Source organism: Chryseobacterium sp. DT-167 (genome assembly GCF_058310155.1).
The window spans coordinates 325,887-344,729 of record NZ_JBZEEQ010000002.1; the positions used below are offsets into that span (position 1 = coordinate 325,887).

The following is an 18,843-nucleotide window of genomic DNA, read 5'->3' on the forward strand; positions in this document are numbered from 1 at the left end:
AGTTTTTTTAAGATATAGGAAATGAAATGTTGATTTTCAATCCCTTTTCAGTTTTGATGTCAAAAGTAATCTCTCCGTTGATTTTTTCCATACGGGAAACCGTAGAAGACAGACCGTTTTTATAAATCAAGTCCCCGGAAATGCCGATTCCGTTGTCTGTATATTGAATTTTTATAAAATTATTTATCCTTTCAAATTTGAAAACCACTCTGTCTGCTTTGCTGTGTTTTTTCATATTGACAAGCAGCTCGCGAATGATCTGATAAATCTCTTCACCTGTTGATGGGCTTAAATTGCTCCATATCTTATTTTCATTTCCTGCAACATAGGTTTCTACGGAAGAATTTTTAAAAGAAGCGATGAGGTTTGAGATTTTTTCTTTGAATTCTTCTTCAGAATTTTTAGAATCTTCTTTTTCGTAAGAAATATCTCTTGATTTTTCATAAACGAATTCCAATTCATCAAGCGCCTCATTTTTATTGAAATTTTCCTGATTCTCAATTTTGGTCATGACTTGATATATTCCATTGGCTACAACGTCGTGTATTTTTTTGGAATATCTGAGTTCAGTGTTTTTTACTTCGAGTTCTTTTTCTTGTTGTAGACGTTTTTTTCTTTTTTTGTACCAAAAGAAACCGCCTACTACGATAAATGATAGACCTATAATACCGATATTTTTTTGTAAAACCTCAATATCTTTTTCCGCTTTGTCAGCTTTGAGTTTTTCAACATCGTATCTAATGAATGCAAACTGGTTTTTAGCTTTATTTCGATTCGTCTGAAGATCATTATTTATAGAATATAATTTTTGAAAATTCTTTAAATAATTGGATGGATCTAATTCTATAATTTTTTTTAATGCTAAAATTTGATCACTTGAACTTTTTGTATTGATTGCAGCACGCAGCATTTTTTCTGCAAAAAATAAAGACAGGGTTTTGTTTTTCTTAGCAAAATATTCAGATAAAGTTTCATAACTAGAATTTAATCCGCTTTCATCTCCGTTTTTCACCCTGATTTCTAATGCCTTATATAATTCTGGTAAAGGGTTGTACTTTTTATTATTAAGATATTTTGCTTTTGCAAGGTTATTTAATGCTTTTGAATAATTTACAGTATTTTTTGTTAGAATAGCTTTTTCTAAATATTTTTCAGCTAATTTAAATTTTCCTTGAGTTATCAAAACGTCGCCAATGTTATTGTAACATAAAAATTTTGCTTCATCATTGTCAACATAAGTTAATGTTTTATAATAAAATTGTAGAGATTTCTCATAGTTTTTAAGAAAATTAAATGCCAATGCAATATTATTATAATTTGTCGCTAATGTATTTCTTGTTGTACTATCTTCTTGTTTCCTAAGAAATTTAGTTGCCTCCAGCGAAGATTCAATTCCTCCGAAAAAATCACCTTGATTAGTTTGAATCATCGCCATATTAACAAATGATTTTCCCGTGCCGAGAGAGTCATTTGTTTTAATATAGTCATTTTTAGCTAAGTTATAATAATAGAATGCTGAATCTAATACTTTTGAATCTCTAAATATTTTTGCTTTTTCATAATTGATATTGTTAGCATGAGATTTCAATTTATCTTGTTTACAAGAAATTATAATTATCAATATAATTAATGATAAATATTTCATGGTTGTTAGTTTTATTTGCAAAATAACAAAAAGAATTTGTTATCATAACTAAATAATACGATCTTAAATTGTTGATTTAAAAAACTATATCTGACAAAATCATAAAACCATAAAAAAAGTCCGTTTTCACTAGCAGTGAAACGGACCTCTTAATTAATTTTATAATATTCTTATGGTCTTGGAGTTGGCGGTGGTGGTAGTTGTCCAGAGTTTCCTCCAACTGGTTCTCCTTCCCCACCTGTTCCTGTTCCAGGATCGATACCTGTTCCGCCTCCGGAATCTTGGGTCGTTACTGTTCCTCCGTTATTATCGTTGCATGTTGCATTTCCGTTATTGTTTCCGAATGCTAAACCAAGTAGCATTAAAATTATTTGTATCATTTTGTCAAAAAATTTATTGTTAAAGCATTCGTGTTCTTCCCTGCGAAACAGATCGCAGACAGTGTTACACGATTAAAAAAAATGAAGCGCTTCTAAATTTTTTGGGAAGTAGACCTTCAAAAACGGAAGAGAAACATCTGCTTCCCAACCCGGAGTTTTCTTCCGTTTTATCAGGTGATTTTGAAATCAGTTTTGTAAATTTGTTTTTGTAATTATTTGTTTGTCACTGATTTCTATGGCAAAGATGCGACAAGACATGACGCAGGTGTTAGACAAAACATAGACATCGATGGACAATAAATGGACAGGATTTTATTACGGAAAACCGTAATGGAGAATGGTTGGAAATCACCTATTTTGTAATACTCTTAAAAACTAATTATGTCCAAAAGAAAACTACTAATTCATGAAGTATTTGAAAAAATTAAATCTAAATCTGAAAAGGACACAAAGAACGGATGGGCGACAGATCTTTCTGATGATATTGAAAAGAAGTTAGGTTTTATAATATCTGTAAAAACACTTTCAAGATACCATGATTCATTTATTACTGGAATAAAAGAAGAAACGGGTATTGAAAATTTAATTTTGAATAAATTAAGTGAGTATTTAGATTACAAAGACTTCAATGAATTTTCAAAAACTTTTATAAAAAAAGACGACAATGCCAATAAAACAACAGTCAAAATAAGAGTAGATGATGGTGAAACATCTTTAGCAGATAGGATAATAAACATCATTATTACAAATGAACAGTTTTTTAAAATGCCCGAATTCATGAAGAAAAACGGAATGGGAATTATGGAGATTGTGCTTTTGATATGTTTTACGACAGGAACCGTTGCCTTTTCCAAGAATCCGAATAATCAAATTCATGGATTTACGGGAATTTTAGAACCTCAACCGCAATGTATGTATTGGGATAAAAGTGAATACAAACGGGTAGATTGCCAGGATAAAAATCCAATTTACAATCACAAGATATCTTTTGATTATGAAAAGATGACCTATTTTAAAAGAATTGAAAGGAAGGATACTTTGACAGTGGAAAACGCTGGTGGAAAAGTTTGGTATTCAAAACATAATGGGGTAGTGGAGTTTTTTACAGATGATGGAGTAGACCCGAATAATGGGCGAGAATTAAGAAAAGCCACAGAATATATTATTGACAAATATGCTGGAATTATAGAAGAGGAAATAGGACAATAAAAAAAGCGAAGATTTCTCTTCGCTTTTCTTTATTCTGAATCTGTCAGCATTCCCAATTCTCCGAAATGTTTTTTGAACTTTTGAATTTTTGGACCAACTACCGCACTGCAGTAAGGTTGATTTGGATTAACGTGATAATATCCTTGGTGATATTGTTCTGCTGCCCAGAATTTTTCAAATGGTGCCAATTCTGTCACATATTTTCCTGACCATTTTCCTGAAGCTTCAGATTCTTTGATAGAATTTTCTGCTCTTTGTTTTTCTGCATCATCTTTGTAGAAAATGACAGAACGATATTGAGTTCCAATGTCATTTCCTTGTCTGTTAAGCTGAGTAGGATCGTGGAGGAAGAAAAATACATCCATCAATTGATCATAAGAAATGATTGCCGGATCATAAGTGATCTGTACCACTTCAGCGTGACCGGTTTGCCCGGTACAAATTTCTTCATAAGTTGGATTATCTTTGTGACCGCCCGAATATCCGGAAATTGCAGATTCTACCCCTTTCAACATATTAAAACAGCTTTCCACACACCAGAAACATCCGCCTCCGAAAGTGATTTGCTGTAAATTATTTTTATCCATTTTAAAATTGATTTTAAATTTAAATAGTTTCTCACACCTTTTTTAGGTAGTTTAAAAACGTTTCAAAAGTAAGAAAAAATTGAGCCAAAATTGTAGAAAACAATTGTTTAAACACAATCACACTGATAGATTCCACAAATAATAACAAGTGAATTTGATTCAATTATTATAGAAATAATTAAACAAAAAAGCATCCTCAAAAGAGAATGCCTGATGATATATTTTATTTGTTTGAATTACTTTTCCCAAACCAATGCACTTGCTCCTAAAATGGCAGCATCAGCTTCGTCAAGTTCACTGAAAACCAATCTTACTTTGTTTCTGAAGATCGGAAGAAGGTTTCTTTCCATGTGAAGTTTTGCAGGCTTTAAAATGAAATCTCCGGCTTTGATCACACCTCCGAATAACAAAATTGCTTCCGGTGATGAGAACATCACAAAATTTGCTAAAGCTTCACCCAGTTTCTGACCTGTATATCTGAAAACTTCTATCGCTACAGGATCTCCTTTCAAAGCACATTCGTGTACTGTTTTAGAATTGATCGCATCTTCAGGATATTGATTCAGCATTGATTCCGGAAATTCCGCCCTCATTTTTTTTGCAGTGATAGAAATTCCTGTAGCTGATGCGTAAGATTCCAGGCTTCCTTCAGAACCTGTACTCCAGTGCTTTCTTCCTCCTGGTTTTACGATGGTATGACCGAGCTCACCGGCAAAACCGTCATGACCGTAGATCAGATGACCGCCGGAAACGATCCCGCTTCCTACGCCTGTTCCTAAAGTAATCATGATAAAATCTTTCATGCCTCTTGCGGCGCCATACATCATTTCACCAAGAGCTGCAGCATTGGCATCATTGGTCATCTTGCAGGGGTGTCCGAATTTTTCGGTCATTAAATCCGCAAAATTGATCACGCCTTTCCATGGAAGATTGGGAGCCTGCTCGATGGTTCCCCTGTAGTAGTTTGCATTGGGAGCACCTACCCCTATCCCTTCAATCATTTTTTCTACACCATGCTCATCGATTAACGGCTGAATCTCTTTGTGCAACGCATCAATAAACTCTTCCGGAGTTGCATACTGATCGGTTGGAATTGAACCTTTTGCTAAAATCTGACCTCTGTGGTTCACCAAGCCGAATTTAGTATTGGTCCCACCGATATCGATACCTAATGCAACCTGTTTTGACAAATCTACTACTGACATTTTCTTATTATATAATTTCGAGGCAATAAATTTATAAAAAAGATTGTATTAATAGTGATTTAAGCAAATATAATTTAAAAATAAATTAAACGGTCTTCTTGGTTTTTTTTCTTCTTCCCCACCAAACTAAAAATCCTGTTACGGGTAATGAAGCACAAATTAAGCTTACAATAAAAGCAATAATTTTGGTTGGCAAGCCTAAAATAGATCCTACATGAATGTCATAATTGGCTCCAACAGCTTTTTCTCCAAAATTTTTATCTTTCATATCATGCGTGTGAAGCAGTTCTCCGGAGTTTTCATCAAAAATCAAACTGCTGCTTTTGTGATAAGAATAGGATAGGTGCTTTACATAAACTTCAAAATTCGGATGCTCATGATCATCCATATGAGGATGTCCTAAGTCGATTGCGAAACCGTAAGAATCCGGATATTTTTCTTTCACGGTGTTGCTGATTTTATCTAAAGTTCCTTCTGTTTTTAATTCAATCGGAGCTTTTGTTTTAATTGCTGAAAAGTCAGGATAAACCGTACTGCCACCAGAAAATATAAAATAAATCGCTGCCTGAACAACAAAAAATGCATAAAATAAACCTGTCAATGAAAAGATAAGAGCAAATACTGATGCATAGAAACCTAAAACATTGTGAAGGTCATAGTTCTTCCTCTTCCAGCTTTTTACATTTTGCCATTTGAATGAGAAACGCTGTTTTCTGGCTGCTTTATTTTTGGGCCACCACAAAATAATTCCTGAAATCAGCATGATAATGAAAATGATTACCGGAATTCCGACCACATAAGTTCCCCATTCCTGTTTCAGTAAATAACTCCAGTGAATCATTTTTACAATCTGGAAAAAACCGTTTTTCTCATCATAAGTCTCCAGAACTTTGCCATTATATGGGTTAACGTAGGCTACTTTATAGATTGGAAATTCATCAAAATAATTCCATGCTTTAGGGTTGTGCTCATACCAATAAAACTGGTAAGACATTTTTTTATCGATAGGAATATTGACCCAGTGTACAGGATATTTTTCTTTTACCTGTGCAACAACCGATTTTTCTAAAACTCTTATTGGAAGGATCTGTTTTTGATCAATATTTTGCTCGTTATGATAGATAACATCTTTTCTCGTGAAATTTTCCACTTCATCTTTGAATACGTATAAAGCACCGGTAATTGAGATGATAAAAATCAAAAATCCTATTCCCAAACCGAACCATAAATGTAATTTGCCAGTCCATTTTTTGAAGAGACTTGGTTTCTTTTTGTGGTGATGTTTTTTCTTCATAAATTCCTAAAGTTGTGCAAATATAAGATATTCCGTTTTTATTTAGATTAAATACAATTAAGAGAATTTTGTTTTTCCATCTAAAAAAATCTGCCAAACTACTCATGCAGTTTGGCAGATGGCTTTAATTTCTATTCTGATTAGAATTTGTAATTTAAACTTAAAGAAAGTGTTCTTAACCTCTGAGGAGTTACAGTAGACCAACCTGAATAATATTTCTTATTTGCAATATTATCAAGTTTTAAAATCACACTGTATCTTTCTTCGTTATAAGAAAGTGCTGTGTTGAAAATAGCATAACTTGGAATAGTAAATGTTCCAATTCCCGCTCTGTTTAATGTGTAAAGACTACTTGCAGAGTTTGCTCCGAAGCCAATTCCTACATTTCTTAAAGCACCATCCTGAATTTTATAATTTGCCCAGAAGTTGAATATATTCCTTGGACCCGCTTCTTCAGGACGATATCCTACGTATGTTGGGTCTCCAACCGTAACTTCACTGATATTTTGGCTGAAACCTGCAATTACATTTAAACCTACAACCGGACTTCCTACAACACTGATTTCAAAACCTTTACTTTCAACCTCACCTCCCTGAATACTTGCCAATGGATTGGTTGGGTCTGCCATTACTTTATCTTTTACCAAAATGTTGTAATAACTTGCAGTAACTGATAATTTATCTTTAATTAAACTAGCTTTCGTTCCAACTTCCCATTGATTGGCATGTTCAGGATCAAAATATGCAAATGACTTATTCCCGCTAAGGTCTGTGTTTTCCACTGGCTCAACATTTTGGAAACCATTCATGTAGTTTGCAAAAATGGAAAGTTTATCTTGAATTGGCTGATAAACCAAACCTAATTTTGGAGAAAAAGTTGTTGTATTTTTAGATTTTTCTACTGCATATGCCGTTGGATTTCCTGTAAAGTGATCCATTCTAACACTTAGCATCGCAGATAAATTAGGAAGAATGTTAACAACATCTGAAACATATGCGCTGTAAATTTTAGTTTCCATGCTTCCTATTGCTTGAGAAGTTGTTGCCAAAGCATTATCTACAGCTCCCTTGTTCAGCATTCCGGCATTAGTGTCTGATTGATTAACCAATGAGATTGTTCCAAATCCTGCCCACCCTGTTCCACCAAGCAAAAATTCTCTCTGGAAATAATCTAAACCAAATAGAAGTTTATTTTTTACACTTCCAATATTGAAGTTTCCTACGAAATTTTGTTGAATTGCAGTTGTGTTTGTTTCTCCACCTAATTTTGAGATAAATCTTGTAAACTCATTTCCGTTTGAAGAATCCCACAAATAATGATTGTAACCATCGGTTTTGGTATTTCCTCTTGAAACAATGGTACTTGAAGTCCAGTTATCTGAAATTTTATATTGAGCCTGAGCCTGGATATTGAATGAAGAGTTTTTGATGCTTAAGTCGTTTGAAGTATAAGAGTTTTTATAATTCTGCTCAAACAAATCTATAGAATTAAAAGAGAGAGGGCTATATCTGCTTAAGAAAATCATTGGAGCATTCGCGGCATCAGATTTTTTAATTTCAGTATTTACAAAGAATGTCAATCTGTTATTTACAACGTATTTAATAGATGGGTTAACGTAAATAGATTCACTGTAACCTGCGTCCTGAAATGAGTTTTGCTTTTGATATGCTGCATTTACTCTTGCATACAAATTTTTTCCTACAGGCGCATTTACATCTGCTGTTACTCTATTAAGTCCATAAGTACCTGTAACATATCCTACTTCACCTCCGAAATGATTATACGGTTTTTTAGTAACTACATTTAATAACCCACCGTAAGAAATTACACTACCACCGTAAAGCGTTCCCGAAGGTCCTTTGATAGCTTCAATAACTTCAATTCCAGCCGGATCTAAAGTTCCATTGTTGAAAGCAGGCATTCCGTTTATGAGATTAGGCTGTAAAGAGAAACCTCTCATTGAGTAATATTCACCTCCGTCATTTCCTCTACCTGTAGACTCCCAAAGTCTTGCAATACCGGTGATGTTTTTAAGAGCATCATTAAAGTTGGTAACAACCTGTTCCTTAATCACATTTTTATTTACAGTATTATAAACCTGAGGATTTTCAATATCTTTTAGTGGCATTTTGTTCGCCGATTGACTGTCTTTTGTTAAATACCCAGTAACAACTACTTCATCAATATCATTAGATTTAATAGTATCACTTTCCTGTGCAAACGATATCATTGAACTTAACAACGATGCGCAAACCAATAGTTTTTTCATGAAGATAAATTTTTGCAAATATATTGTTTTTAATTATTCTAAATAAAACGCAAAAATTGACATTTGTCATGTTATCAGCAAAGTGTTATTCGTTAAATAACAAAAACCGCCTCAATTGAAGCGGTTTCATTAGATTTATAATTTATATCCTATGCAGGAATTTCTCCTCTGTATAAGAAAGAAATAATTTCTTTGTTCATTTTGTCAACCATTTCGCTGAACAAATGGAAAGATTCCTGTTTGTAGATTACTAAAGGATCTTTCTGTTCGTAAACAGCGCCTTGAGAAGATTTTCTCAAATCATCCATTTCACGAAGGTGAAGTTTCCAGTTTTCATCGATGATTGATAAAGTGATATTTTTTTCAAAATCATTAATTAAACTGTCGCACTGTGTATCGTAAGCTTCTTTCAGATCGGTAACGATTGTTAATGTTTTAACACCGTCTGTGAAAGGAACCTGGATCATTTTAAACATCGAACCCTGGTTCTGAAAAACATTCTCTATAATAGGGAACGATTTTTCTTTCAGAAGATTCAGCTTCATATCATAGTCAGCTTGAGCTGCTTTGAAAAGAATGTCTGTAAGCTCAGGAATTTGTTTTGCTTTAAAATCACTTTCAGAAATAGGAGATTCCATAGTGAAGTTTTTAATCACTTCAAATTCAAAATCTTTATAGTTTCCGGTTGCTTTACCTTTTGCTACGATAGAATTTGATACATCGAAGATCATGTTTGTAATATCGTATTTCAGGTGATCTCCGAATAATGCATTCTTTCTTCTTTTATAGATGACATCACGCTGCTTATTCATTACATCATCGTACTCAAGAAGTCTTTTTCTTGTACCGAAGTTATTTTCTTCTACTTTTTTCTGAGCTCTTTCGATAGATTTGGAAATCATGGAATGCTGAATCACTTCACCTTCCTTATGACCCATTCTGTCCATCATTTTAGCAATTCTTTCAGAACCGAACAAACGCATGAGGTTGTCTTCCAAAGAAACATAGAACTGAGAACTTCCGGGATCTCCCTGACGTCCTGCTCTACCTCTCAACTGTCTGTCAACACGTCTGGAATCGTGTCTTTCTGTTCCGATGATTGCCAAACCTCCGGCTTCTTTTACTTCTTTGGTAAGCTTAATATCGGTACCACGACCCGCCATATTGGTTGCAATGGTCACAACTCCCGGCTGACCTGCTCCGGCAACGATTTCTGCTTCTTTTTTGTGAAGCTTCGCATTCAATACCTGGTGCTGAATTTTTCTTAACTGAAGTGCTTTTGAAAGCAACTGTGAAATCTCAACAGAAGTCGTACCCACCAATACCGGTCTTCCTGCTGCTGTTAATTTTTCAATCTCTTCAATTACTGCGTTATATTTTTCCCTGTTGGTTTTGAAAACCAAATCCTGTTTGTCATGTCTTTGAATCGGACGGTTGGTAGGAATTACTACAACGTCTAATTTATAAATCTGCCAAAGTTCTCCTGCTTCAGTTTCTGCTGTACCTGTCATCCCCGCAAGTTTGTTGTACATACGGAAATAGTTTTGAAGAGTTACCGTTGCAAAAGTTTGTGTAGCAGCTTCTATTTTTACGCTTTCCTTAGCTTCGATCGCCTGGTGAAGACCGTCTGAATAACGTCTTCCTTCCATGATACGACCTGTCTGCTCATCAACAATTTTTACTTCGCCGTCAATGACAACATATTCATCATCTTTCTCAAACAATGTATATGCTTTCAATAGTTGGCTCATGGTGTGCACACGCTCAGATTTTTCGGCAAATTCTGCGAAAAGTTTTTCTTTAGCTTCAAATTCTTCTTCTTTAGATAAATTTTTAGCTTCCACTTCAGCGATTTCTGTTCCGATGTCAGGAAGAACAAAGAAGTTGTTGTCAGAATTCCCTTGAGACATATATTCAACACCTTTATCCGTCAAATCAACCTGATTGTTTTTTTCTTCGATAACGAAATATAGATCTTTATCAACGATTGGCATATCACGGTTGTTATCCTGCATGTACTGAGCTTCTACTTTTTGAAGTAATGCTCTGTTTCCGCTTTCAGATAAAAACTTGATTAACTGTCTGTTTTTTGGCAGACCTCTGTAAGCCTGAAGTAATTTAAATCCTCCTTCTTTGGTGTTTCCTGCTGCAATTAATTTTTTAGCTTCATTAAAAATCGCAGAAACTGTTTTTTTCTGAACTTCAACGATTCTGTCGATTGATGGTTTAAGAACATCAAACTCCTGTCTGTCTCCCTGAGGAACAGGACCGGAAATAATCAATGGTGTTCTTGCATCATCTACTAATACAGAGTCAACCTCATCCACGATGGCAAAATTTAATTCTCTTTGCACTAATTCTGTAGGTGAGGTCACCATATTGTCTCTCAGATAATCGAAGCCAAATTCGTTGTTGGTTCCGTAAGTGATATCTGAATTGTATGCTTTTCTTCTTCCGTCTGAGTTTGGTTGATGATTGTCGATACAGTCAATTGACATTCCGTGGAATTGATACAATGGTCCCATCCAGGCGGAGTCTCTTTTTGCCAAATAATCATTCACTGTTACAACGTGTACCCCTCTTTCAGGAAGAGCATTAAGGTAAATCGGAAGCGTACCTACCAAAGTTTTACCTTCACCGGTTGCCATTTCGGCAATTTTACCGCTGTGAAGAATCACACCGCCGATAAACTGAGTGTCATAATGCACCATATCCCAAAGAATCGGGGTTCCGGCAGCATTCCATGAGTTTTTCCATACCGCTTCGTCACCCTGAATTTCAACGAAATCCTTGGTAGCAGCAAGTTCTCTGTCTTTATCTGTAGCCTTCACACGGATTTCTCCGTTTTGAGCCCATCTTCTGGATGTTTCTTTAATTAACGCAAAAGCTTCTGGAAGAATCTGCAAAAGAACTTTTTCTTCGATCTCATAAGACTCTTTTTTCAAAGTTTCTATTTTAGAGAAAAGAGCTTCTTTTTCATCAACATTTTTTGAATTCTTGATCTGCTCTTTGATTTGTTCTATCTGAGTTGTAATCGTATTTGTCGCTGCTTTAATTTTAGATTTAAATTCAGCAGTCTTTTCTCTCAAACCGTCATCAGATAACTCTCCGATACTTGGCTCAACAGCTTTGATCTTTGTTACAACTTTTTTTACTTCTTTCAGGTCCTGCGCTTTTTTGTCTCCCAAAAAACCCTTAAGAACTTTATTTAAAAAACTCATAGAATTTGTATTAAGCTCAAAACCCAGGGTTTCAAGCATATTAAAATTACACTCGATGGTGTATGTTATTATTGAAAAAGCTTTAAGCGTATTGCCTAAAGCTTAAATGCTTTTTTACTAATATTCGTCCTCGTTCCAAAGGTAATCTTCGTCTGTAGGATAGTCGCTCCAGATCTCATCAATCGCATCGTAAACTTCGCCCTCATCTTCTATTGCCTGAAGGTTTTCTACAACTTCCATCGGTGCACCAGTTCTGATTGCATAGTCGATAAGTTCTGCCTTTGTCATCGGCCAAGGTGCGTCGCTTAAATATGAAGCTAATTCTAATGTCCAGTACATAATTTTTTATTTTTTGCAAAAGTATAAAAATAGGTTATATTATAAACTTTTTTTATAGCTTGATTTTCAATTCTTTTATTAAATTTTGTCTATATTTTAAAATAACGGCTGCTGTAAGCGTTATTACCATAGATTGATGTCATTTTCTCAAAAACCATTCCACAAATTTTTTTATGCCATTTTGGAAGTCAGTGACTGGTTTGTAGCCAATTAGATTTTTTGCTTTAGAAATATCTGCGTTGGTCTTCTGTACATCTCCGGGCTGCATAGGAAGGAGTTTCTTTTTTGCTGTTTTAGTGAGGTTCTTCTCTATTTCAGAGAGCATTTCATTGAGCTTTATTACTTCGCTTTCGCCAAGATTGATAATCTCATACACGTTTGAATGGTTTTCTAAGTAGGTAATTGCTTTTACAATACCATCAATAATATCATCAATATAGGTGTAATCTCTTGCCGTATTTCCGTCACCGTAGAATGGGATTTCTTTATCTTCGGAAATAAGTTGTGTAAATTTATGTATCGCTAAATCAGGTCTTTGTCTAGGACCATAAACGGTGAAAAATCTTAATTGAATGATATCTATCTGATAAAGACTATGATAAACGTGGCCAAAAATTTCTCCGGATCTCTTTGTGGCAGCATAAGGTGAAATAGGATGATCTACGCTGTCAGTTTCTGAAAAAGGAATTTTTTCATTGTTTCCGTAAACACTTGATGATGAGGCGCAAATAAATTTTTTAATCTTGAATTGAGTACAAAGTTCCCAAAGATTCATAGTTCCCCGAACGTTTACTTCTTCATATTCCAGAGGTCTTTCGATAGATGGGCGGACTCCCGCTAAAGCTGCTAAATGAATGACAAAATCAATATGATTATCAGTAAAAATTTTTTTTAAACCTTCCTTATTCCGGACGTCCTGAAAATATAATATGTAATTATCTGATTTTGAGTGGTCAATTAAATTTTCAATATCTGTTTTCTTATCGCTGAATTTAAAATCAGTATTTTTTCTGACAGATTCTAAAGTATTTTTAATTTTTATTTGATAATCGTAAAAATCATCAAAATTGTCAACGTTTATGACAGAATGTCCATTTTTCAATAATTTTTCAACCAGGTGAGAACCAATAAATCCGCTTCCTCCCGTAACGAGATACGTCATGTGTATTTTTTTTAGATCACAAATTTATTAATAATAGTTGAAAGCTGTTTTCTTACTTTTGTTTTTTAAATATGACAGATGATTAATTTTCAGAAACTTTTAAGTTTACCCAAAGAAGAGGAAGAAGATTTTACCTTTAATGAAATTGAGGAAGGAATTTACTTTCGGGGGCACAATCTTTGGCTTTTGGTCATCTCAATGGGCATTGCTTGTATCGGTCTTAATATCAATAGTCCGGCTGCGGTAATCGGCGCAATGCTTATATCACCGTTGATGGGTCCGATTGTGGGGGCTGCTTTTGGTTTTTCGATTGGCAACAGACATCTTATCAGGTTGGGGATTATCAATTGGGGATTAATGATTGTCGTGGCACTTTGCTCATCTACACTTTATTTTTTTATCACTCCTTTTCATTCAGAAACCGCTCAACTCGAAAGCTTTAAAACGGCTACAGTTTTTGATTGTTTCTTAGCCCTGTTAGGAGGTTTTGCCTGGTTTTTGGGCATTGTAAGAAAAGAAGCCATCAAAGTAATAGCGGGTGTTGCCGTTTCCACAGCATGTATTCCGCCTCTATGTACCGCCGGATTTGGGATTGCAAATGGCAATTGGGAATATTTCTGGGGAGGATTTTATTTTTATCTTATCAATTGTTTTTTTATCGGAGTCGGAACTTGGATACTCAGCATTATACTTGGATATCAAAAATATTATCTTCAGAAAAACAAAATCAAAAACCATAAAATATCACTTTTTATAAGTTTGATCTCTGTCTTGATCCTTATCCCAAGTATATGGCTCACCAAAAAGAAATGGGACAAAGAAAAACTAAAAGAAAGATCTGAAAGTTATATTAAAACAATCAGAGAAAACCATCCGGAATTAGCGATTATAAATCACGAAATTTTTGAAGAAAAGGGAGAGAATTTTTTAAAAATCACATTGTTGAATGATAGCTTAGCCATCAGTAAAGAGCGGTTAGATGAGCATGACAGCCTTGTTAAAGATATTCATTTGATTTGGCAGTATTCACCAAAACAGCAAAAAACAGAATCTCTGCAAATGAAAGATATGCAGGTGCAGATTTCTGAATTAAAACTGGAAATAGAACGAATAAAAACTAAAAACAATAATAACTGATTCTAAAATTTTATATTTACTAAAAAGTTATCACATATGCAGTTTCAAGGACAAATTTTAAAAATGACGAGCTTTAATGATCAGCCAATTCAATATTATTTAAATCTTTCAGGTGATCTTATTCATATGAACGAACTGCTTGGAAGGGAGCTGAGTATTAAGCATACAGGTTTTCAGTGTGTAAATTGCGGATTAGATAAAACAATTTACCGGATGGGCTTCTGCAAAAGCTGTTTCTTTGAAAGTCCGTACGCAAGTGATACCATTATCCGTCCGGAGCTTTCTACGGCTCATCTGGGAATCGGTGAACGTGATCTTGATGTTGAGAAAGAAATCCAGTTGCAGCCACATACCGTATATCTAGCGTATACAGGAGATGTAAAAGTGGGAGTGACGAGAAATACACAGATTCCTACACGATGGATTGATCAGGGCGCAACATTTGCTTTACCTATAGCGCGTACAGAAAACCGATATGAAGCAGGAATGATCGAAGTCGCATTGAAAGAACATCTTGCCGACAAAACCAATTGGCGGAAAATGCTGCAGGATGATTTTGAAGATGAGGTTGATTTGGCAGATTTTCAGCAGAAAATAAAAGAGTATTTTCCTGATGATTTTCAGAAATTCTATTCCGAGGGAGAAAATATGTGGAAGTTTGATTATCCGTTTTCAAAGCCGGAAAAAGTGACTTCTTTTACTTTGGATAAGAAACCTGAATTTACAGGAAGACTGACGGGGATCAAAGGACAGTATCTCGGTTTCGAAGGAGGTGATTTTATGAATATAAGAGGACATGAGGGATATGTAATTGAGCTGAATGTGAAGAATTAAAATTTAAATAAAATTTATGAAAAAGCCCTGGGTAAAAAAGCTGCTGATCACGCTCGGAATTTTGTTTGGCATCCTTTTGCTGACAAATTTCGGACTCAACATCTGGCTCAAAACCCAGCTTCCGGATTATATTAAGAAAAATACAGATTATAAAGTATCGTACAAGTCGCTGAATGTAGACTTGGGAACAGGAAATATTTTTGCTACAGGAATTACTGTTAATAATAAAAATCCTCAAAACACAAAAGTAATAGGACTTCAGGGTACAATTGATACCTTGAAAATCAGTCGTTTTGGAATTTACGATGTAATTTTTAATAAAAAAATCAGCTCAGATGATTTGTTTCTGGCAAATCCTAATCTCAATATTATTCTGGCAAAACCGGTTGATAAAAAGGTGGGAAAGAAATCTAATCCTGTAAAATTTGATAACATCACGATAAATAAAGGAACAATCAATATTTTTAAATATACCAAAAAGAAATTTTTATCGGTCAGTAATCTTGATCTTTTTGTAGAAAACCTTCAGTTGACTGAAGACTCCGTTGAAAATCAGCTTCCTGTAGTTTTTGATCGGTACAGCATCACAGGAAAGGATTTTTTGTTTCAGCCAGACGATGTTTATCAGCTAAAAATCAGTAAGATAACCACAAAAAACGGACAGGTGTCTGTTGAGAATTTTCAATTAGCTTCCATTATCGGATTTGAAGATTTCAAAAAATTATATCCTAAAAAACCGCAACTTTATCAGTTTGATATCCAGAGAATGGATTTTACAGATGTAGCTCTAAAGAAAAACAATGTCTCTCTTGCCAATGCTACTATTCAAAATTCTGATGTATTGGTGCATACGACAAGCGCAATACCTGATAAGATAAAAAAGCCTTTTAATTTTGAAATTAATTTACAGGATATTAAAGTAATTAAAGCCCGAATACACTTTAATAAACCCGACGGAAAAAATCTTTTGTCTGCGAACGAAGTTAATTTAAATATTAAAAATCTGGAGTTCAGTAAAGAAACTTCGGAAGAGATTATTCCTTTGAGATATAAGGATTTCAGTTTTTCAGGAAAAAATATTCAGTTTTCCAATCATCAGGACATGAATATTGGAAGTATCGCTTTAAGTCCGAAAAAAGGCGATATCAGAAATATTTCTATCGTTCCTAACCATTCAGCTTCAGGGAAAACGATAATGGATCTCAAAGCTAATCAGATCGCTTTTAATATTAATAAATGGGAAATCGTTGACAAAAAACTCAATCTTGATGTGAAAGATGTTTGGATGAATCAAGTCAACGGAACCGTTACGGCAGGAACCATTAAATCTAATAAAAAATCAGATTTCAACGGGATACAATTTCCAATTTTGGTCAGAAATGTCACTTTAAAGAATTCAAATCTAACTTATGATTCAAAAAACCAGCCATTACAATTTACTGATCTGAATGCTACGATAAAAGATATTGAACTGACAGAAAAACCCAGAAATGGTGGTTTAGCTGTTAAAATGAAAGATTATAACCTCACAACGAAGAATTTTGCCTACAAAACAAAATTTTACAACATGACCGTTGCTGCTTTAGAATTTGATAAAAACAAAATAAAGATAGATCAGTTTGCAATGAAGCCTCTCGTTTCAAGAGCTCAGTTTATCAGAATGATTCCTGTTGAAAGCGATTTGTATGACCTGAAAGCAAATCAGGTAACCGCAGTTGGAAATTGGGACTTGTTTTCAGAGAATAAATTTTTACACGCAACCAATATGACAATTTCGTCTGCCAATGCGAATATTTTCAGAAGTAAAATTCCGGCAGATGATCCGAAGGAAAAGTTATTGTATTCCAGATTATTGAGAACGATCAAAATTCCGATGTTTATTGATTTGCTTCAACTGAAAAACTCGGTTTTAGAATATGAAGAAGATACACCAAAAAGCAGCGGACCGGGAAAACTGACGTTTACCAATTTTAATATGAACGTCAAAAACCTGAATTCGGCAAAGATGAAAGGAAAACCTACGCAGGTTGATATTAAAATTGATTGTACTTTTATGAAAACATCATTGCTTTCTGTCAATTGGGGTTTCAATACAGCAGATCAGAGCGACCGTTTTACGATTGCAGGAAAGCTCAATAATATTCCAGCGGTGGCATTGAATGCTTTTGTTGTTCCGTATATGAGTATTACGGCAACGGGAACGATTCAGGAAATGTTGTTTAATTTTAAAGGAAATCCTAAAGGAATTGGAGGAACTTTTAATCTTAAACATAAAGATCTAAAAGTTTCAATTTTGGATAAGAACAGCAAGGAGAAGAAGGGGATCCTGAGCGCTGTGGTCAATATTTTCGTTAAATCAGATTCAGGTAAATTTCCGGAATCTGTTATAGTGGAAGGCGTTGAAAGAGATCCTACAAAATCATTCTTTAATCTGTTCTGGAAGGGAATTGAAGAGGGCTTAAAGAAAACTTTAATAGGAATCAATGTAGACAAAGCTAAAAAGACTGTCGAAAAGACAAAAGAATCGGTGAAAGATGTGAAAAATACAGTGAAAGATGTGAAGAAATCTGTGACAGAAGCTGAAAAGGATATTTCCCGTGCGGTATCTACACCAAAAAAGGAATCTGAAAAACCTCAGGAAAAGAAAGGGATTTTCAGAAAAGTATTTAATAAAAAAGAAAAAACCGAGACTCAGTAAGTTTCGGATTTTATATTTTTTTGAGAATTATTTAATTAAAAATCATACTCATCACTCTCGTTAATGGGAATGTCTCTTAAAAAAGTATCAAATTCCTGACCAGAATAATTGCTGTCTGCGCCGTAAGAATCTATAATGATGCCTTTGTTTCCGGAATTGTCTTCTAAAAGATATAGCACCGCACTGTCATCGGGATTGCTGTCTCCTTCAAAACGATAAGTTTTCAAAATGGTAAGCTCGTGGGGCTGATAATTTTTTTCTGAATCTTCATATTTCATTTCGCAAGCATCGTTCATTCTGAATTCTCTGTGAATCCCTCTTTCGCGAAGTCTTTCCATCACCTGACTTAAAGTGGTCATTCTGTCAATGTTGTCTGGATTTTCCATAATATTATTTTTGGTTTGTTTTTGTGTACAAATTACTACAATTTTCAAACCACAATACATTCTGTTTAAAGATATTTACGCTTACAAAACAATATTAAGATTAACAAAAATTATCATCTGACACATAAAAAAAGGTATACTATTTGCTTAATCTATTTACAAAATTGTACTAAATATGAAAAAAGAAGTAGGAGTTTTACTGGCAGGAGGAGTAGGTCTTTTGGCGGTGCTTAGCTTTTTAAGCGTAAAAAAAATATTAAGTAAAAAACATAAAAAGTATAGCGATTATTATTCTGATCATCATAGACATTTTGATAAAAAATATGAAGATGATGATCATGGTATAGAATATTATGCTTTCAAATAAAGAAATAGTTAAGAAAAATAAATTTTAAGATTCGGTATCATCCTTTTGATGCCGATTTTTTTTTGTGGAAAACTTTAGTGTTAAAACTCATTATTTTCAAAACAAACCG

15 protein-coding genes are annotated in these 18,843 nt (G+C 34.3%); 5 read left to right on the plus strand and 10 right to left on the minus strand.

Features of this window, described 5'->3' with window-relative positions:
• Window positions 1-7 precede the first annotated feature (7 nt).
• A complete protein-coding gene (locus tag AC4FQ5_RS04045; RefSeq protein WP_491141215.1) occupies window positions 8-1,588 on the minus strand; it encodes an ATP-binding protein in 1,581 nt (526 codons plus the stop codon).
• Window positions 1,589-1,815: 227 nt separating this feature from the next.
• A complete protein-coding gene (locus AC4FQ5_RS04050) occupies window positions 1,816-2,007 on the minus strand; it encodes a hypothetical protein (RefSeq protein ID WP_491141216.1) in 192 nt (63 codons plus the stop codon).
• A 399-nt stretch (window positions 2,008-2,406) separates the two neighbouring features.
• Here AC4FQ5_RS04050 and AC4FQ5_RS04055 point away from each other — a divergent pair, with 399 nt between their 5' ends.
• A complete protein-coding gene (locus AC4FQ5_RS04055; protein ID WP_491141217.1) occupies window positions 2,407-3,234 on the plus strand; it encodes a hypothetical protein in 828 nt (275 codons plus the stop codon).
• A 29-nt stretch (window positions 3,235-3,263) separates the two neighbouring features.
• Here AC4FQ5_RS04055 and msrA read toward each other — a convergent pair whose 3' ends face one another.
• From msrA to AC4FQ5_RS04090, 7 genes are all read right to left on the minus strand, one after another.
• Window positions 3,264-3,821 carry a peptide-methionine (S)-S-oxide reductase MsrA gene (gene msrA, locus AC4FQ5_RS04060; protein WP_491141218.1) on the minus strand — a complete coding sequence of 186 codons (558 nt, stop codon included), beginning with the start codon at window positions 3,819-3,821 and terminating at the stop codon, window positions 3,264-3,266.
• Window positions 3,822-4,057: 236 nt separating this feature from the next.
• Window positions 4,058-5,026: an ROK family protein gene (locus tag AC4FQ5_RS04065; protein ID WP_491141219.1), complete on the minus strand. Its 969-nt coding sequence runs from the start codon at window positions 5,024-5,026 to the stop codon at window positions 4,058-4,060.
• A gap of 85 nt (window positions 5,027-5,111) precedes the next feature.
• Window positions 5,112-6,320 carry a PepSY-associated TM helix domain-containing protein gene (locus tag AC4FQ5_RS04070; RefSeq protein ID WP_491141220.1) on the minus strand — a complete coding sequence of 403 codons (1,209 nt, stop codon included), beginning with the start codon at window positions 6,318-6,320 and terminating at the stop codon, window positions 5,112-5,114.
• Between the two features lie 140 nt (window positions 6,321-6,460).
• Window positions 6,461-8,590, minus strand: coding sequence for a TonB-dependent siderophore receptor (locus AC4FQ5_RS04075; RefSeq protein WP_491141221.1), 2,130 nt, complete (start codon window positions 8,588-8,590; stop codon window positions 6,461-6,463).
• A 149-nt stretch (window positions 8,591-8,739) separates the two neighbouring features.
• Window positions 8,740-11,811, minus strand: a complete 3,072-nt coding sequence (secA, locus tag AC4FQ5_RS04080) for a preprotein translocase subunit SecA (protein WP_491141222.1) — start codon at window positions 11,809-11,811, stop codon at window positions 8,740-8,742.
• A gap of 117 nt (window positions 11,812-11,928) precedes the next feature.
• Window positions 11,929-12,150: a DUF2795 domain-containing protein gene (locus AC4FQ5_RS04085; RefSeq protein ID WP_034709134.1), complete on the minus strand. Its 222-nt coding sequence runs from the start codon at window positions 12,148-12,150 to the stop codon at window positions 11,929-11,931.
• A 139-nt stretch (window positions 12,151-12,289) separates the two neighbouring features.
• Complete coding sequence (locus AC4FQ5_RS04090) at window positions 12,290-13,312, minus strand: GDP-mannose 4,6-dehydratase (protein ID WP_491141223.1); 1,023 nt, start codon at window positions 13,310-13,312, stop codon at window positions 12,290-12,292.
• Window positions 13,313-13,390: 78 nt separating this feature from the next.
• On the opposite strand from AC4FQ5_RS04090, the gene AC4FQ5_RS04095 reads away from it, so the two are divergent.
• Genes AC4FQ5_RS04095 through AC4FQ5_RS04105 form a run of 3 tightly spaced genes read left to right on the plus strand, consistent with a single transcriptional unit; the run spans window position 13,391 to window position 17,981 of the window.
• The gene (locus AC4FQ5_RS04095) at window positions 13,391-14,449 is read left to right on the plus strand and encodes a DUF389 domain-containing protein (RefSeq protein WP_491141224.1); all 1,059 of its coding nucleotides are present in this window, start codon (window positions 13,391-13,393) and stop codon (window positions 14,447-14,449) included.
• Between the two features lie 36 nt (window positions 14,450-14,485).
• Window positions 14,486-15,283: a DUF2797 domain-containing protein gene (locus AC4FQ5_RS04100; RefSeq protein WP_491141225.1), complete on the plus strand. Its 798-nt coding sequence runs from the start codon at window positions 14,486-14,488 to the stop codon at window positions 15,281-15,283.
• 16 nt (window positions 15,284-15,299) lie between these two features.
• Window positions 15,300-17,981: a hypothetical protein gene (locus AC4FQ5_RS04105; protein WP_491141226.1), complete on the plus strand. Its 2,682-nt coding sequence runs from the start codon at window positions 15,300-15,302 to the stop codon at window positions 17,979-17,981.
• 35 nt (window positions 17,982-18,016) lie between these two features.
• Here the strand turns inward: AC4FQ5_RS04105 and AC4FQ5_RS04110 are convergent, their stop codons facing one another.
• Window positions 18,017-18,367 (minus strand): hypothetical protein, encoded by a 351-nt coding sequence (locus AC4FQ5_RS04110; RefSeq protein WP_491141227.1) that lies wholly within the window; start codon window positions 18,365-18,367, stop codon window positions 18,017-18,019.
• A gap of 175 nt (window positions 18,368-18,542) precedes the next feature.
• Between AC4FQ5_RS04110 and AC4FQ5_RS04115 the strand changes: the two genes are divergently transcribed.
• The gene (locus AC4FQ5_RS04115) at window positions 18,543-18,734 is read left to right on the plus strand and encodes a hypothetical protein (protein WP_491141228.1); all 192 of its coding nucleotides are present in this window, start codon (window positions 18,543-18,545) and stop codon (window positions 18,732-18,734) included.
• Window positions 18,735-18,843 lie beyond the last annotated feature (109 nt).

What these genes read in the sequence shown, in the direction of transcription:
- AC4FQ5_RS04050 (WP_491141216.1), bottom strand. Translation starts at nt 2,007, where the DNA reads ATGCTACTTGGTTTAGCATTCGGAAACAATAACGGAAATGCAACATGC.
- AC4FQ5_RS04055 (WP_491141217.1), top strand. Translation starts at nt 2,407, where the DNA reads ATGTCCAAAAGAAAACTACTAATTCATGAAGTATTTGAAAAAATTAAA.
- msrA (WP_491141218.1), bottom strand. Translation starts at nt 3,821, where the DNA reads ATGGATAAAAATAATTTACAGCAAATCACTTTCGGAGGCGGATGTTTC.
- AC4FQ5_RS04065 (WP_491141219.1), bottom strand. Translation starts at nt 5,026, where the DNA reads ATGTCAGTAGTAGATTTGTCAAAACAGGTTGCATTAGGTATCGATATC.
- AC4FQ5_RS04070 (WP_491141220.1), bottom strand. Translation starts at nt 6,320, where the DNA reads ATGAAGAAAAAACATCACCACAAAAAGAAACCAAGTCTCTTCAAAAAA.
- AC4FQ5_RS04075 (WP_491141221.1), bottom strand. Translation starts at nt 8,590, where the DNA reads ATGAAAAAACTATTGGTTTGCGCATCGTTGTTAAGTTCAATGATATCG.
- secA (WP_491141222.1), bottom strand. Translation starts at nt 11,811, where the DNA reads ATGAGTTTTTTAAATAAAGTTCTTAAGGGTTTTTTGGGAGACAAAAAA.
- AC4FQ5_RS04085 (WP_034709134.1), bottom strand. Translation starts at nt 12,150, where the DNA reads ATGTACTGGACATTAGAATTAGCTTCATATTTAAGCGACGCACCTTGG.
- AC4FQ5_RS04090 (WP_491141223.1), bottom strand. Translation starts at nt 13,312, where the DNA reads ATGACGTATCTCGTTACGGGAGGAAGCGGATTTATTGGTTCTCACCTG.
- AC4FQ5_RS04095 (WP_491141224.1), top strand. Translation starts at nt 13,391, where the DNA reads ATGATTAATTTTCAGAAACTTTTAAGTTTACCCAAAGAAGAGGAAGAA.
- AC4FQ5_RS04100 (WP_491141225.1), top strand. Translation starts at nt 14,486, where the DNA reads ATGCAGTTTCAAGGACAAATTTTAAAAATGACGAGCTTTAATGATCAG.
- AC4FQ5_RS04105 (WP_491141226.1), top strand. Translation starts at nt 15,300, where the DNA reads ATGAAAAAGCCCTGGGTAAAAAAGCTGCTGATCACGCTCGGAATTTTG.
- AC4FQ5_RS04110 (WP_491141227.1), bottom strand. Translation starts at nt 18,367, where the DNA reads ATGGAAAATCCAGACAACATTGACAGAATGACCACTTTAAGTCAGGTG.
- AC4FQ5_RS04115 (WP_491141228.1), top strand. Translation starts at nt 18,543, where the DNA reads ATGAAAAAAGAAGTAGGAGTTTTACTGGCAGGAGGAGTAGGTCTTTTG.